Source organism: Novosphingobium sp. BL-S-33 (assembly GCF_056857025.1).
This window is the reverse complement of record NZ_CM166474.1, coordinates 2,152,701-2,168,532: the sequence shown is the minus strand read 5'-3', so window position 1 is coordinate 2,168,532 and position 15,832 is coordinate 2,152,701. Positions and strand designations below refer to the sequence as shown.

The 15,832-nt window shown below is 65.9% G+C and carries 14 protein-coding genes; 8 read left to right on the top strand and 6 right to left on the bottom strand.

Annotated features, from left to right (window positions below):
- Nucleotides 1-64: 64 nt before the first annotated feature.
- The 4 genes from hutI (at nucleotide 65) to hutU (ending at nucleotide 5,430) form a co-directional block, all read left to right on the top strand.
- The gene (gene hutI / locus AC1VVM_RS10155; protein WP_482954986.1) at nucleotides 65-1,267 is read left to right on the top strand and encodes an imidazolonepropionase; all 1,203 of its coding nucleotides are present in this window, start codon (nucleotides 65-67) and stop codon (nucleotides 1,265-1,267) included.
- Nucleotides 1,264-2,793, top strand: a complete 1,530-nt coding sequence (hutH, locus tag AC1VVM_RS10150; RefSeq protein WP_482954985.1) for a histidine ammonia-lyase — start codon at nucleotides 1,264-1,266, stop codon at nucleotides 2,791-2,793. Before hutI ends, hutH begins: the two co-directional genes overlap by 4 nt.
- A 151-nt stretch (nucleotides 2,794-2,944) precedes the next feature.
- Nucleotides 2,945-3,751, top strand: coding sequence for an N-formylglutamate deformylase (gene hutG, locus AC1VVM_RS10145; RefSeq protein ID WP_482954984.1), 807 nt, complete (start codon nucleotides 2,945-2,947; stop codon nucleotides 3,749-3,751).
- Nucleotides 3,752-3,765: 14 nt separating this feature from the next.
- Nucleotides 3,766-5,430, top strand: coding sequence for a urocanate hydratase (gene hutU, locus AC1VVM_RS10140; protein WP_482954983.1), 1,665 nt, complete (start codon nucleotides 3,766-3,768; stop codon nucleotides 5,428-5,430).
- 270 nt (nucleotides 5,431-5,700) lie between these two features.
- Here the strand turns inward: hutU and AC1VVM_RS10135 are convergent, their stop codons facing one another.
- From AC1VVM_RS10135 to AC1VVM_RS10110, 6 genes are all read right to left on the bottom strand, one after another.
- Nucleotides 5,701-6,780 (bottom strand): oxidoreductase, encoded by a 1,080-nt coding sequence (locus tag AC1VVM_RS10135; RefSeq protein ID WP_482903840.1) that lies wholly within the window; start codon nucleotides 6,778-6,780, stop codon nucleotides 5,701-5,703.
- Nucleotides 6,773-8,404 carry an NAD-dependent malic enzyme gene (locus AC1VVM_RS10130; RefSeq protein WP_482903839.1) on the bottom strand — a complete coding sequence of 544 codons (1,632 nt, stop codon included), beginning with the start codon at nucleotides 8,402-8,404 and terminating at the stop codon, nucleotides 6,773-6,775. The genes AC1VVM_RS10135 and AC1VVM_RS10130 overlap by 8 nt, the downstream gene beginning before the upstream one ends.
- A 197-nt stretch (nucleotides 8,405-8,601) precedes the next feature.
- Nucleotides 8,602-9,936 (bottom strand): dicarboxylate/amino acid:cation symporter, encoded by a 1,335-nt coding sequence (locus AC1VVM_RS10125; RefSeq protein ID WP_482954982.1) that lies wholly within the window; start codon nucleotides 9,934-9,936, stop codon nucleotides 8,602-8,604.
- Nucleotides 9,937-10,395: 459 nt separating this feature from the next.
- On the bottom strand, nucleotides 10,396-10,779 hold the full coding sequence (locus AC1VVM_RS10120) for an OsmC family protein (protein ID WP_482903837.1): 384 nt from the start codon (nucleotides 10,777-10,779) through the stop codon (nucleotides 10,396-10,398).
- A gap of 11 nt (nucleotides 10,780-10,790) precedes the next feature.
- Complete coding sequence (locus AC1VVM_RS10115) at nucleotides 10,791-11,687, bottom strand: pirin family protein (protein ID WP_482903836.1); 897 nt, start codon at nucleotides 11,685-11,687, stop codon at nucleotides 10,791-10,793.
- A gap of 56 nt (nucleotides 11,688-11,743) precedes the next feature.
- The gene (locus tag AC1VVM_RS10110) at nucleotides 11,744-12,442 is read right to left on the bottom strand and encodes a pirin family protein (RefSeq protein WP_482903835.1); all 699 of its coding nucleotides are present in this window, start codon (nucleotides 12,440-12,442) and stop codon (nucleotides 11,744-11,746) included.
- Between the two features lie 132 nt (nucleotides 12,443-12,574).
- Here AC1VVM_RS10110 and AC1VVM_RS10105 point away from each other — a divergent pair, with 132 nt between their 5' ends.
- From AC1VVM_RS10105 to AC1VVM_RS10090, 4 genes are all read left to right on the top strand, one after another.
- Nucleotides 12,575-13,504, top strand: coding sequence for a LysR family transcriptional regulator (locus tag AC1VVM_RS10105; protein ID WP_482903834.1), 930 nt, complete (start codon nucleotides 12,575-12,577; stop codon nucleotides 13,502-13,504).
- A gap of 402 nt (nucleotides 13,505-13,906) precedes the next feature.
- Nucleotides 13,907-14,566, top strand: a complete 660-nt coding sequence (locus AC1VVM_RS10100) for a hydrolase (RefSeq protein WP_132385011.1) — start codon at nucleotides 13,907-13,909, stop codon at nucleotides 14,564-14,566.
- A gap of 143 nt (nucleotides 14,567-14,709) precedes the next feature.
- Complete coding sequence (locus AC1VVM_RS10095; RefSeq protein WP_482903832.1) at nucleotides 14,710-15,546, top strand: alpha/beta fold hydrolase; 837 nt, start codon at nucleotides 14,710-14,712, stop codon at nucleotides 15,544-15,546.
- 39 nt (nucleotides 15,547-15,585) lie between these two features.
- Nucleotides 15,586-15,831: a DUF1427 family protein gene (locus AC1VVM_RS10090; RefSeq protein ID WP_482903831.1), complete on the top strand. Its 246-nt coding sequence runs from the start codon at nucleotides 15,586-15,588 to the stop codon at nucleotides 15,829-15,831.
- The last annotated feature ends 1 nt before the right edge of the window (nucleotide 15,832 follow it).

Below are 15,832 nucleotides of genomic sequence, written 5' to 3'. Positions count from 1 at the left end.
ATTATCGCGAGCCGATGCAATAAGACGCGGCAGAGAGTGATCCGCCCGGAGAGACTGGCCCGCCATGCGCTGCGATACGATCTGGACCAACGCCCGCCTCGCCACGATGGCCCCGCAAGCGGATGGCATCGGCGTGATCGAGCGCGGCATGGTTGCCGTCACCGACGGGCGGATTGTCTATGCGGGCCCCGAGGCGGATGCACCCACGCTGCAAGGCCGCATCGTCACCGATTGCGAGGGCCGCTGGATCACCCCCGGCCTGATCGACTGCCACACGCACCTGATCCACGCCGGCAACCGCGCGCGCGAATTCGAACTGCGCCTGGCGGGCGCCCGCTACGAGGAAATTGCCCGCGCCGGCGGCGGCATCGTCTCCACCATGACGGCCACGCGCGCCGCCAGCGAGGACGACCTCGTCGCCAGCGCCCTGCCCCGCCTCGACGCGCTGATCGGCGAAGGCACGACCACCGTCGAGGTAAAGTCCGGCTATGGCCTCGACCTTGCCAGCGAACTCCGAATGCTGCGCGCCGCGCGGCGGCTGGGCAGCGAGCGGCCGGTCTCCATCGCCACCACATTCCTCGGCGCTCATGCGCTGCCGCCCGAATTCGCAGGCGATGCCGATGGCTACATCGAGCATATCTGTGAGGTCATGCTGCCCGAAGTCGCCCGCGAGGGCCTTGCCGACGCGGTGGACGCCTTCTGCGAAGGCATCGGCTTTTCCGCGCAGCAAACCGAGCGCCTGTTCGCCGCCGCCCGCGCGCATGGCCTACCGGTAAAGCTCCACGCAGAGCAACTTTCGAACCTCCACGGCGCGGCGCTCGCTGCCCGGTTCGGCGCGCTTTCCGCCGATCATCTCGAACATCTCGATCTTGCCGGGATCGACGCCATGGCCGCATCCGGCACCGTGGCCACGCTGCTGCCGGGTGCCTATTACTTCACGCGCGAAACCGTGCTGCCGCCGATTGCTGCCTTGCGCGCAGCCGGCGTGCCGATCGCACTGGCGACCGACTGCAACCCCGGCACCTCGCCGCTCACCTCGCTGCTGCTGACGATGAACATGGGCGCGACGCTGTTCCGCCTCACCGTCGATGAATGCCTGCTCGGCGTCACCCGCAATGCCGCGCTCGCGCTCGGTCTTGCGGACCGTGGCACGCTGGAAGCCGGCAAGCGCTGCGACCTGGCGATCTGGGATGTCGAGCATCCGTCCGAACTTGTCTATCGCATGGGGCTGAACCCGCTCCATGCCCGCATCTGGAGTGGTCAATGAACGAAGTGCTGCTAACCCCCGGCACGGTGAGCCTCAGGGATTGGCGCGCGATCTATCGCGGCGCCGACGTAAAGCTCGATTCCAAGTGCATGCCGGTGATCGCCGAAAGCGCGGCTGCCGTCGCCCGCATTCTTGCCAAGGGCCAGCCGGTCTATGGCATCAACACCGGCTTCGGAAAGCTGGCCAGCGTGCGCATCGGTGACGAGGACCTCGCCACGCTGCAGCGCAACATCGTGCTCAGTCACGCCGCCGGCACCGGAGAGCCTTCGCCCGTTTCGGTGATCCGCCTGATGATGGCGCTGAAGCTCGCCAGCCTTGCCCAAGGCGCGTCGGGCGTGCGCGTCGAAACGGTGGAACTGCTTGAGGCGATGCTGGCCAAGGGCCTGACGCCGGTAGTGCCCTCACAAGGTTCGGTCGGCGCCAGCGGCGACCTTGCCCCGCTTTCGCACATGGCCGCGACGATGATCGGCGTGGGCGAGATTTTCGTGGGCGACAAGCGCCTCCCCGCCGCCGAAGCGCTGGCTGAGGCCGGTCTCGCGCCGGTCGAACTCGGCGCCAAGGAAGGCCTCGCCCTTCTCAACGGCACCCAGTTCTCGACCGCCAATGCCCTTGCCGGGCTGTTCGAGGCGGAGCGCCTGTTCCAGTCCGCGCTCGTCACCGGCGCGCTCTCGACCGAGGCGGCCAAAGGTTCCGACACTCCGTTCGACCGCCGCATCCATGCGCTGCGCCGCCATCCCGGCCAGATCGAGGTAGCGGGCGCCCTGCGCGCGCTGATGGACGGTTCCGCCATCCGCGCCAGCCACCTTGAAAACGACGCCCGCGTGCAGGACCCGTACTGCCTGCGCTGCCAGCCGCAGGTCATGGGCGCCGCGCTCGACGTGTTGCGCCAGGCGGCAACGACGCTGGAGATCGAGGCCAACGGCGTTTCCGACAACCCCCTGATCTTCCCCGAAGCGGACGAAGCGCTCTCCGGCGGCAACTTCCATGCCGAGCCGGTCGCCTTCGCTGCCGACATGATCGCGCTGGCCGTCTGCGAAATCGGCTCGATCTCCGAACGCCGCGTGGCGATGCTGGTTGACCCGGCGCTGTCTGGCCTGCCCGCGTTCCTGACGCCGCGCCCCGGCCTCAATTCGGGCTTCATGATCCCGCAGGTCACCGCCGCCGCGCTGGTCTCCGAAAACAAGCAGAAGGCCTATCCGGCATCGGTCGATTCGATCCCGACTTCGGCCAATCAGGAAGACCACGTTTCGATGGCCGCCCACGGCGCCCGCCGCCTGATCGGCATGGTGGAGAATGCCAGCGCGGTGATCGGCATCGAACTGCTCGCCGCCGTGCAGGGCATCGATTTCCACGCCCCGCTGGCATCGAGCACAGTGCTGGAACAGGCCCGCGAAACCCTGCGCGCACAGGTACCGACGCTGGAGGATGACCGCCACTTCCACCCCGACATGGAAGCCGCGAACGTGCTGATCCGCTCCGGCGCACTGGTGGACATCGGCGGCGACCTGCTGCCCGGCGTTGCATGATGCACCGCTCCGTCCCTTCCCCCTCCTTCGTCATTGCGAGGAGGCGAAGCCGACACGGCAATCCAGTGCAGCATAAGGCCGCCCCTGGATTGCTTCGCTACGCTCGCAATGACGAGATGGTGGGTAATGGCAGTTGTGTGAGGCGCAGCGCATGAGCACGAGCTTCACGCTTCATCGCGGGGAGGCGCCGCTGGTCGTCGCCTTTCCACATGTCGGCACCGACCTCGCCGACGTCGGCCCGGCCTTCCGCTCGGAATGGCTGGCGCGGCGCGATGCCGACTGGTGGGTGGACGATCTCTACGCCTTCGTCCGCGAGCTTGGCGCGACGACGATTGCTGCACGCGTTTCGCGCAGCGTGATCGACCTCAACCGCGATCCTTCTGGCGCCTCGCTCTATCCCGGGCAGGCGACGACGGAACTCTGCCCGACGACCACGTTCGACGGAGAGCCGCTTTATAAGGCCGAAGGCCCTGATGAGGCCGAGATCACCCGCCGCCGCGCGCTTTGGTTCGATCCGTATCACGCCGTGCTACGCTCCGAGATCGAGCGACTGCGCACGCTCCACGGCAAAGTCGTGGTCTATGACGCGCACTCGATCCGCAGCCATGTGCCGCGCCTGTTCGACGGCGAATTGCCACAGTTCAACATCGGCACCAACCTCGGCCAGACCTGCGATCCGGCGCTTTCCGCCGCCGTGGTCGAAGTCTGCAAGGCAAGCGGACTCAGCCACGTTCTGGATGGCCGCTTCCGTGGCGGCTGGACCACGCGGCATTACGGAGAGCCCGCCAGCGGCGTCCATGCGATCCAGATGGAACTCGCCATTCGCGGCTACATGGACGAGCCCGAAGTGCCGAGCGAAGCCAACTGGCCCCTGCCCTATTCGGCGGCGCGTGCCGCCGCCCTCACCCCGATCCTGCAAGACGTGTTGAAGGCCGCAATCGCCTTCGCGCAATCCTGACCTGAGGAAACACAATGACCCGCCTCGACAACAGCCGCGTCATCAAGCCTGCGACCGGCACCGAACTTTCCGCGAAAAGCTGGCTCACCGAAGCGCCGTTGCGCATGCTGATGAACAACCTCCACCCCGACGTGGCCGAACGGCCCGAGGAACTGGTGGTCTACGGCGGTATCGGCCGCGCCGCGCGCGACTGGGAAAGCTACGACAAGATCGTCGAGACGCTGCGCCGCCTGAACGAGGACGAGACGCTGCTGGTCCAGTCCGGCAAGCCGGTCGGCGTGTTCCGCACCCACGCCGATGCGCCGCGCGTGCTGATCGCCAATTCCAACCTTGTGCCGGAATGGGCGAACTGGGAACACTTCAACGAACTCGATAAGCGCGGGCTTGCCATGTACGGCCAGATGACCGCCGGGTCGTGGATCTACATCGGCACGCAGGGCATCGTTCAGGGCACGTACGAAACTTTCGTCGAAATGGGCCGCCAGCACTACAACGGCGACCTTTCGGGCAAGTGGCTGCTGACCGCCGGCCTTGGCGGCATGGGCGGCGCGCAGCCGCTGGCCGCCGTGATGGCCGGCGCTTCGTGCCTTGCCATCGAATGCCAGCCCAGCCGCATCGAAATGCGCCTGCGCACCGGCTATCTCGACGTTGCCGCCAGCACGATCGAAGAAGCCATGGCGATCATCGAGAAGGCCAATGCCGACAAGAAGCCGGTCTCCGTCGGCCTGCTCGGCAACGCGGCGGAACTGCTGCCCGAGATGTTCGCGCGCGGCATTCGTCCTGACTTGCTGACCGACCAGACCTCCGCCCACGATCCCGTCAACGGCTACCTCCCCGCCGGCTGGACCGTCGCCGAATGGATCGAAAAGCGCGAGCGTGAACCGGAAGCGGTCGCCAAGGCGGCCAAGGCCTCCATGGCGGTCCACGTGCAGGCCATGCTGGACTTCCAGGCGGCGGGCGTGCCCACCACCGACTATGGCAACAACATCCGCCAGATGGCCAAGAACGAAGGCGTCGAGAACGCGTTCGACTTCCCCGGCTTCGTGCCCGCCTATATCCGCCCGCTGTTCTGCCGCGGCGTGGGGCCGTTCCGCTGGGCCGCGCTCTCCGGCGATCCCGAGGATATCTACAAGACCGACGCCAAAGTGAAGGAACTGCTGCCCGACCACACGCACCTGCACAACTGGCTCGACATGGCGCGGGAGAAGATCCAGTTCCAGGGCCTGCCCGCGCGCATCTGCTGGGTCGGTCTGGGTGACCGCCACCGGCTGGGCCTCGCCTTCAACGAGATGGTAGCGAATGGCGAACTCAAGGCCCCGGTCGTCATCGGCCGCGACCACCTCGACAGCGGCTCCGTCGCCTCGCCCAACCGCGAAACCGAGGCCATGCGCGACGGTTCGGACGCGGTTTCGGACTGGCCGCTGCTCAACGCCCTGCTCAACACCGCGAGCGGCGCGACCTGGGTTTCGCTGCACCATGGCGGCGGCGTCGGCATGGGCTATTCGCAGCATTCGGGCATGGTGATCGTCGCCGACGGCACCGAAGCGGCCGCCAAGCGTCTGGAGCGCGTGCTGTGGAACGATCCGGCGACAGGCGTGATGCGTCACGCCGATGCCGGGTACGAGATCGCGCTGGATTGTGCGCGGGAGAAGGGTTTGGACCTTCCGGGGATCCTCTGATCTCGGCCTAAGCGATACCACCCCGTCGTCCTCGCGAAGGCGGGGACCCCGCTTGTTCTTCTGGCCTTGTGCGAGGACGCAAAGAAAAGCGGGGCCCCCGCCTTCGCGGGGGCGACGGGGTTATTTGTGTGAGGATGTCATCCTGACGCGCAGCCGTTACGCTCATCGGCCGAAGGCCATTCGAAGCCGGAATGCGAGCGCAACGCTTCGTCTGGGCTCGACGAAGACATTTTGTGGGTCTGGGGGATCATCCCCCAGAATCCCTTTTTCTTACCGACTTTCAGCCCAAGCCGAGCGCTCTGCCTCGCTCAGGGGCAGTTCCACCGAGCGCCCTTCCGCCGCCGATTGCTGCGCCGCCTCGATCACCGCCATCACGGCCAGAGAATGGACCGGCGGAACCGGGTTCGCGGCCCTGCCCCGCACGGCTTCGGCGACGAGACGATAGAACTCGCGCTGATCTCCGCGCTCGGCCGGGATGCTGTGCGGCTTGCCTTCACCGTCATAGTGCACGAGCGGATCGGGGTCCTCGCCCCAACCCGGCGCACCGGGGGTCATGCCAGCGAGGAGTTGGCTCTCCTGCACGTCCATGCCCTGCTTGACCGCGCTACCGGCAGTCCCGTGGACGATGAAGCGCCCGGAGCCGCCCGCCACCAGCATAGAGGCGTGCAGAATGGCGCGCTTTCCGCCGAAATCGAGCACAACATGCGCCCAATCCGTGCTGCGCGAGCCATCCCGCTGAAGGGCAAGCGAAGCGGTCACCCGCTGGGGCAGGCCCATCAGCAGCAGCGCGTGATCGGTGAGATGCGGGCCAAGGTCGAACCAGATCCCCGCGCCGGGTCCGTCGCCCTCGCGCCAGCGGTCGCGGACTTGCGGGCGGAAGCGGTCGAAGTGGATTTCAAGGTGCGCGGGATCGCCCACCAGACCCTCGTCGATGGCCTTGCGCACGCTCGCGAAGTCGCTGTCCCAGCGGCGGTTGTGGAACACCGTGAGGTGCCGCCCGGTCTCTGCCGCCAGCGCGAGCAAGGCCCGCGCTTCGGCGAGATCCAGCGTGAACGGCTTGTCCACGACGACATGCTTGCCCGCGCGCAGGGCCGCCTGCGCCAGCGGGAAATGCGTTTGGTTGGGCGTAGCGATAACGACCAGATCGATCGCCGGATCGCCCAGCAGCGCTTCGGCATCGGCATGGATCGTCGCGTCCGGGAAACGCTCCAGGATCCGCTCGGGCTGGCCCGAGACGAAAGCATCGAGCGAAAGCCCCGGCACGGCCGCGATCAGCGGCGCGTGGAACGTCGCCCCCGCATAGCCGTAACCGATGAGGCCGACCCTGACGATGTCCTGCGCCTCAGCCATGGGCGGCGTACTCGGCCATCCACATGCTCGCCGCGATGTTTTCACGCGTGAGCGTATCGGGCTCGGCGGTGGCGAGGCCTTCGGCAACTGCCTGCGCGGCCACGGCGACGGCAATCTCCAGCGCCACTTCGCGCAGCGCCGTCACCGGCGGCAGCAGTCCGCCGTCCCCTTCATGCAGTTCACCAAGGCGGCGGGCAGCGGCCATGAACATGCCGTCGCTGACGCCGCTGGCGCCGCTCGCCAATGCGCCGAGACCGATGCCGGGGAACACGTACACGTTGTTGACCTGCGTGACGCCCGGCGTGCCGAAGGGGCTGCCGGTACCGACAATGGCCTTGCCGCCGGTCCATTCGAGAACGTCTTCGGGATGCGCCTCCGCACGCGACAGCGGGTTGGAGAGCGGGAAGATCACGGGGCGATCCACGTTTTCCGCCATGGTGCGGATCGCGCGCTCGTCGAAGGCCGATTTCTGGCCCGAAGTGCCGATCAGCACGGTCGGCTTCACGTTGGCGATCACATCGTGCAAGGTGATGAGATTGGTGCCCGTGAGGTTCCATGCCGCGATCTCGGCCGGATCGCGCGCCAGCTTCACCTGCTGGGGCGGCAGGCGCGGAATGTCGGAGAGGATCAGGCCGTCACGGTCGACCGCCCAGATCTTCGCGCGGGCCTCGGCCTCGCTCAGTCCGTCATGCTGCATGGCCTGCACCAGCATCTCGGCCACGCCGCTGCCTGCCGCACCGGCGCCGAACAGGACCACGCGCTGCTCGGTGATCGGCACGCCGGTCTTGCGGATGGCCGAAAGCAGCGTGCCCACGGCGGTCGCGGCCGTGCCCTGAATATCGTCGTTGAAGCTCAGCAGGCGGTCGCGGTAGCGGCCGAGCAGGTCGTAGGCGTTCTTGCCCGCGAAATCCTCCCACTGGAGCAGCACGCCGGGGAAGCGGTCGTTCACGGCGCTGACGAAAGCCTCGACGAAATCGTCGTAGTCCTTGCCGCGCACGCGGGGCGCGCGCCAGCCGATGTAGAGCGGGTCTTCGCGGCGGGCGTGGTTGTCGGTGCCGAGGTCCAGCAGGATCGGCAGCACTTCGGCCGGGTGGATGCCCGCGCAGGCGGTATAAAGCGCCAGCTTGCCAATCGGGATGCCCATGCCGCCGGCACCCTGATCGCCCAGACCGAGGATGCGTTCGCCATCGCTGACGACGATCACTTTCACGCGGTCATAGGCGGGGTCCGCCAGAATGTCGTCGATGCGGTCCTTGTTGGGATAGCTCAGGAACAGGCCGCGCGGGCGGCGGTAGATCTCGCTGAAACGCTCGCAGCCCTCGCCCACGGTCGGCGTGTAGACCAGCGGCAGCATGCGCGGCAGATCGCTCTGGACCAGCGCATGGAACAGCACTTCGTTGGAATCCTGAAGCTCGCGCAGGAAGGCGTAGCGCTGGAAATCGCTTTCCTTCTCCTCCAGCGCCTTGCGGCGACGCTCGATCTGGCTTTCGAGCGTGCCCACGTGGGGGGGCAGCAGCCCGTGCAGGCCGAAACGGTCGCGCTCGTCCTCGGTGAAAGCCGTCCCCTTGTTGGTCAGCGGATCGGAGAGCAGCGCGCGGGCAGCGGCGTGGCGGGTGGGGGACATCGGCGACCTTTCAACAGACTTCAGGCGCCCGGCCGGACGGGGCGGCAATGCCGAGAAAGGGCAATGCTCACCACGAGAGGGCCGGGAAGGCCCCCGAGGGATCGGCGCGAGCTAGCGTCTGCTCGATAGACCGGCGGACATGCCGTGTCACGCGGCAGCAGGTGCAATTACTGCACGGGCAATAGTGGAAAGGCCAGCTAATCCGCGGCGGCAAGTTGCGCTGTTTGCACGCCGCCCGCATCGGCGCGATTGGCGATCACTGCGCGGAACCGGTCCATGTCGATCGCCTTCTCCCAACGCGAGACGACCACGGTGGCCACGGCATTGCCGATGAAGTTGGTGAGGCTGCGGCATTCCGACATGAAGCGGTCGACGCCGAGGATCAACGCCATGCCTGCCACCGGCACCGACGGCACGATGGAAAGCGTGGCCGCCAGCGTGATGAACCCAGCGCCAGTAACGCCCGCCGCGCCCTTGGAAGAGAGCATGGCAACGCTCAGCAGCAGCAGTTGCTCGCCCAGCGAAAGATGCACGTTGCAGGCCTGCGCGATGAACAGCGCGGCCAGCGTCATGTAGATGTTCGTTCCATCGAGATTGAAGCTGTAGCCGGTGGGCACCACGAGGCCGACGATGGGGCGCGGGCAGCCCGCGCGCTCCAGCTTCTCGATGAGCAGCGGCAGCGCGCTTTCCGAGGACGAGGTACCCAGCACGAGCAGCAGCTCGGCCTTGAGATAGGCGACCAGCGAGAAGATCGAGAACCCGGCAATCCGCGCCATCGCGCCCAGCACGACGAAGACGAACAGCGCCGAGGTGAAATAGAACGTCGCCACCAGCCCCGCGAGATTGGCGAGCGTGCCGACGCCGTATTTGCCCACGGTGAAGGCCATGGCCCCGAAAGCGCCGATGGGCGCGGCTTTCATGACGATGGACACCAGCTTGAAGAAAACCATCGAGATCGTCTCCAGCAGCGAGAGCGCAGGCGCGCCGCGATCCCCCAGCATGGCAAGCGAAATGCCGAAAAGGATCGCCACCACCAGTACTTGCAGGATGTTGCCCTCGGTCATCGAGGACAGGAACGTCTCGGGGATCATCGCCATGAGGAAGCCGCTCACGCTCGTCTCATGCGCTTTCTCCGAATAGAGCGCGACTTTTGAGGCATCGAGCGAGGCGGGATCGATATTGAGCCCGTGTCCCGGCTGCACCACGTTGGCCACGATCAGGCCGACAACGAGGGCAAGGCTGGAGAAGAACAGGAAATAGGCGAAAGCCTTGGCGGCCACCCGGCCCACGGCCTTCAGGTCGCGCATAGAGGCAATGCCGGTGGTGATGGTGAGGAAGATGACCGGCGCGATCACCATCTTCACCAGCTTGATGAAGGCATCACCCAGCGGCTTCAGCGCCTCGCCCGTTTCGGGCCGGAAATAGCCGATCAGTACCCCCGCCGCGATGGCGACGAGGACCTGGAAATAGAGATGGCCATACCAGCGCGTCGGCTTGGCAGGCTGCTCCGGCTCGAACGAAGCGGTATGCATGGACCCGTCTTGTGCTCCCTGGCGCCGCGCACATCCCACGATGGCCGGCGTAGACATCGCGGGACCCTGTGCGATTTGCGGGCGGGTTCCAAGTGGTTTTTGTGGGTTGGTGCGGGATTGCGGGATCGGGCGAGTTTGCGGGAATGCACCCTTCCCAACCCGGTCACCAAGCCCCAACCCGCTCATCCTGAGCTTGTCGAAGGATGCTGGCACAGCGCCTGGCCGAGGGGCCTTCGACAAGCTCAGGCTGAGCGGGACTGGGAGCGTTTTACCACCCAGAATAACGATAGAGCCATCCGTCGCCCCCGCGAAGGCGGGGGCCCCGCTTTTCTTTGCTACCTTGCAGGCAGAGGCGAGGTCGCAGGGAGGAAGCGGGATCCCCGCCTTCGCGGGGATGACGGGGTGTTTAGATGCGCACGGGTGGTTTGCCGGTCGGGCCTGCCAGTCGGGCCCGCCCCCTCACGTCAGCCGCGTCTCGATCGGCAAACCATTCCGCAACGTCAACGTCACCGGCGTCCGCTCAGCAATGTCGGCAAGACGGCTCTTCTGCTCCTCATTGAGCCCGGTAATCGTCAGCGTGCGGGCAATATGCAGATCGCCCTTCCCACCCTTGAGCGCGAGATCGACAGTCAGGTCGCCAAACTCCCAACCCTTGCGCGCAGCATACATCTTGAGCGTGATCGCGGTGCAGGCACCAAGGCTGGCGAGCAGCAGGTCGTAAGGCGCCGGCCCCACCCCCTGCCCGCCCAGCGCGGCGGGTTCGTCGGCAGTGATGGCGTGGCCGTTGACCACGATTTCGGTGCGCCAGGGAGTCTGGCCGATAGTGGCAGTAGCTTGCGTCATGGCCAAAACTCTCAGGCAGGAAGCGGAATGAAGTCGGGTTCGTTCGGCACGGTGCCGAAGCGCTGGGCCTTCCAGTCGTCCTTCGCCTGCTCAAGGCGATCCTTCGACGAGGAGACGAAGTTCCAGAAGATATGGCGCTCTTCGGGCAGCGGCTCGCCGCCCAGCAGCATCAGCCGCGTCTGCCCCTTGGCGCGCAGCACCAGTTCGGCACCTGGCTGGAAGACCACCAGTTCGGCCTCTCCGAACGTGCCGCTCTGCCCCACGACTTCGACCGCGCCGCTGACGACATAGATCGCGCGTTCGACATGCTCGGCCTTGAGCTGATAGCGCGCGCCGTCCAGCATCACGATGTCGGCATAGATCATGTCCGAATAGGTCTTGAGCGGCGAGGTCATCCCGTCGGACGTGCCGGCAACCAGCGTCAGGCGCGTGCCAGCATCCTCGGCCACGGGCATCTCGTCCGCCTTGTGGTGGGCGAACGTGGCGCCGATTTCCTCGGCCTCCTTCGGCAGCGCCACCCATGTCTGCAAGCCGAACAGCTTGCCGCCCGTGGCGCGGATTTCGGGAGAGGTGCGTTCGGAATGGACGATGCCGCTGCCGGCCGTCATCCAGTTAACCTCACCCGGACGGATCGGCTGGACCGAGCCCAGCGAATCCCGGTGCAGGATCTCGCCCTCGATCAGATAGGTCAGCGTGGAAAGACCGATATGCGGATGCGGGCGCACGTCGAGGCCCTCGCCCGACTTGAACACGGCCTCGCCCATCTGGTCGAAGAAGATGAAAGGGCCGATCATGCGGCGCTGCGCGACGGGTAGCGCGCGGCGGACTTTGAAGCCATCGCCAAGATCGCGGACCGAGGGAAGAATGACGAGGTCTACGCCTTCGACATCGGAAGTTTGCACGGACATTTCAGGCTTCTCCGGGAAAAGGAAGGGCGGGCACCGTGGCACCCGCCCCGTCATTGTCAGGCTGCGTCGACGAGGACGATCTCGCTGTCCTCGATCGCGGTTACCCGCAGTACGTCGAGGTCGCTGATCGCAGCGCCGTCACGGGCGTTGACGCGAACGTCGTCGATCTGCACCGCGCCGGTGGCGGGAACGAGGTAGCCCTTGCGGTCCTTGCCCAGCGGATACTCGGCAGTCTCGCCAGCCTTCAGCGTGGCTGCCACCACCTTCGCATCGGTGCGGATCGGCAGCGCGTCGTTGTCGTTCTCGTAGCCCGAAGCCAGCGTCACGAACTGGCCCGAACGCTCACCCTTGGGGAAGGGACGCGAACCCCAGCTGGGTTCCTCACCATTGCGGGTGGGGATGATCCAGATCTGGAAGATACGGGTTTCCACGTCCTCCATGTTGTATTCGGAATGCTGGATCCCGGTGCCCGCGCTCATCACCTGAACGTCGCCGGCCTCGGTGCGGCCCTTGTTGCCCAGGTTGTCCTGGTGGGTGATCGCACCTTCACGGACGTAGGTAATGATTTCCATGTCGCGGTGCGGGTGCGGCGGGAAGCCGGTCTTGGGGGCAATGATGTCGTCGTTCCAGACGCGCAGGTTACCCCAGTGGACGCGGGCCGGATCGTGGTAGCCGGCGAACGAGAAGTGGTGCTTGGCATCCAGCCAGCCGTGATTGGCGCCGCCGAGGCTGTCGAAGGGGCGAAGTTCGATCATGGTCCTAAATCTCCTGTCTTGGCGGGGAGCCGGTGAAGCCCGGTGGCCGCCTTGTCGAAGACCCATATAGGCCTTGCCATCTTTCCTGATCAGAGTGATAAAATCGACTGAACTATTCGACGGAGTTGATAAGTGAGTAATCCGGGTACGCCGACTTTCGACCAGCTTCGCATCTTTCTGGCCGTGGTGGATACCGGAAGTTTCGCAGGGGCGGCGCGCAAGCTGAACCGGGCGGTCTCCGTGATCAGTTATGGTATCGCCAACCTTGAGACGCAACTCGGCCTCTTGCTGTTCGACCGCGAAGGCACCCGCAAGCCGCAGCTTACCGTCGCCGGTCGCGCCGTGCTGGCCGAAGCGCGCGGCGTGGCCGAAGGCATCGACGGCCTGCGTGCCAAAGTGAAAGGCCTGCTGGAGGGGCTGGAGGCCGAAGTCGATCTGGCGGTCGACGTCATGTTCCCGGCGGAGCGGCTCGGCCTTGTGCTGCGCGCCTTCGCGGCCGAGTTCCCCACTGTGCAGCTTCGCCTCCATGTGGAGGCACTGGGCGCGATCACCGCCATGGTGCTGGACGGCAAGGCCGCCATCGGCCTGTCCGGCCCGCTGTTCGCGGGCGTGGAAGGGCTGGAAAGCGTTTCGGTCGGCTCGGTCGCAATGATTCCCGTGGCCGCGCCCGATCATCCGCTGGGCCGCATGTCCGACATCCCGCCGGGCGCCGGGCGCGAATATACGCAGCTCGTCCTGTCGGACCGCTCGCGCTTTACCGAAGGGCGCGACTTCTCGGTGATGAGTCCCAAGACCTGGCGCCTTGCCGACCTCGGCGCCAAGCACGCCCTGCTGCGGCAGGGCATCGGCTGGGGCAATATGCCGTTTGCGATGATCGAATCCGATCTGGTCGCCGGGACGCTGGTACGCCTGCAAATGCCCGAGCATCCGGGCGGCACCTACCGCCTTGCCGGCATCTGGCGCCGCGACGCGCCGCCGGGCCCGGCCGCCGCATGGCTGGTCGACCGCTTCGTTGCCCAATGCGAGGCTGACACGGTGGGATTCGACCTTCCGGACGTGTGACACCTAATATCGAAGACCGATGGGCGGCGCGATCCGGAACGGACAAAGTAAACGCGCCGTCCATCAAGAATTGCCTTACGAATGCAATGCCCTCGGGCGATCCATGGTCCAGTTGCGAATCGCTCTGGAGCACCGGCTTTGCTTCACCAACCCTCTCCCCATCGCCGATGCATTGGCAGCGTTCCTCCCGCCGGCGCACCCATTGCGTCGACTCCGTACAATACCCGTAACGCGCGCGCCGTTAGCGTTTCCGTCATCACCCCCCGCTCCTGAACTGCCGTCCGGCAATCTTTTCAACTCTTTAGAACGATGCGAACGGATTTATCCGGATTTCTGAAAAACGCGAATCCTCATAGCGTTAAGTCACCGCAGCAAGCGCTGCCTCTCTCAAGGAGCTTCCCGATGACGATCACCGCCACCGCCAAGCCTGGCAACTCGCTGCTTTCGCCGGACAACCACGCGCTCATCCTGATCGACTACCAGTCGCAGATGGCCTTCGCCACCAAGTCGATCGCCCCCGAATTGCTGCGCAACAATGCTGCGCTCGTCAGCCGCGCCGCAGCCTCGTTCAAGGTCCCGACGATCCTGACCACGGTTGCGGAAAAGAGCTTCTCCGGCCCGATGTTCAGCGAAGTGACCGATCCCTTCCCCGGCCAGAAGCTGCTCGACCGCACCAGCATGAACACCTGGGAAGACGAAGCGGTGATTGCCGAAGTCAACCGCATCGGCAAGCCGCGCATCGTCTTCGCCGGGCTCTGGACTTCGGTCTGCATCGTCGGCCCGGTCGCCTCGGCCATCGATCAGGGCTTCGAGGCCTATGTCATCACAGATGCTTCCGGCGACATCTCCCCCGAAGCGCATGAGCGCGCCGTGGAGCGCATGATCCAGCTGGGCGCCGTACCGATGACCTCGCTCCAGTACCTGCTCGAACTGCAGCGCGACTGGGCGCGCACGGAAACCTACGACTCCACCACCGGCATCGCAGCCGAAGTGGGCGGCGCTTACGGCCTTGGCATCAAGTACGCCAAAGCCATGTTCGGTGCCTCCGAAGGCGGCCACTGAACCCCTCGGGACCGGCAGCCCTCACCCCCCGTCCGGCTGCCGGTCCCGCTTTCCGCTTCCCATTTTTCCGCTTTTCAGCGACGCCTTCGGGTGTTCCCCTTTCGCGCACCTCCCCCGCTCGCACACTTGAAAGGATCTGCATCATGGCTTTCGTGACCACCATCGACGGCACCCGCATTTTCTACCGCGACTTTGGACAGGGCCGCCCAATCGTCTTCTCGCACGGCTGGCCGCTCAGTTCGGACGCGTGGGACGGCACGATGCAGTTCCTTGCCAACAACGGTTTCCGCGTGATTGCGCATGACCGGCGCGGCCACGGCCGCTCGGACGCCAGCGCCACCGGCAACACCATGGATACTTATGCCGACGATCTGGCAGCGGTGATCCAGCATCTCGACCTTCACGACGCGATCCTTGTCGGCCACTCGACCGGCGGCGGCGAGATCACCCGCTACATCACCCGCCACGCGGCCTCTGACGGCACCGGCCGTGTCGCCAAGATGGTGCTGCTCGGCGCCGTCACCCCGCTGATGGGCGCCGTGAACGGCAATACCGACGGCGTGCCCATCGAAGTGGCCGACCGCGCCCGCAAGTGGCTGCTCGACAACCGCTCGCAGTTCTTCCTCGACTTTCCCGACGTGTTCTTCGGCATGCACCGCGGCGGCGGCGCGCCCCGCAGCGAAGGCTGGCGCATGGACTTCTGGAAGCAGGGCATGGCGGCCGACATCAATGCGCTCTACGCCTGTGTCGAGCAGTTCTGGGCCTCGGACTTCCGCGAGGAAATGAAGCACATCGAGATCCCCGCGCTCGTCATCCACGGCACCCGCGACGAAGTGGTTCCCTTCGAGACCACCGGCAAGCGTTCCGCCGAAATCCTGCCCAATGCCAAGCTCATCGCTTACGCCGATGCGCCGCACGGCTTCCCCAAGACGCATCAGGACCGTCTCAATGCGGACCTGCTCGCCTTCGCTCGCGATTGACGTGATCCAGCCTGACCCGACCGGAAAAGGAAATCGGCCATGAAGATGTACCTCCTCTCGCTCGGCGCCGGTCTCCTGGTCGGCGTGATCTATGGACTGCTGGGGGTGCGCTCACCCGCGCCCCCGGTGATCGCCCTTGTCGGCCTGCTCGGCATCCTGCTTGGCGAGCAAGTCGTGCCGCTCGCCAAGCGGTTGATCACGCACGAGGATATTGCCCACTTCGTCCGCACCGATTGCCGCGAACATGTGCTAGGCCGCCTGCCCGGCGACCGCGAAGACGCCTGAA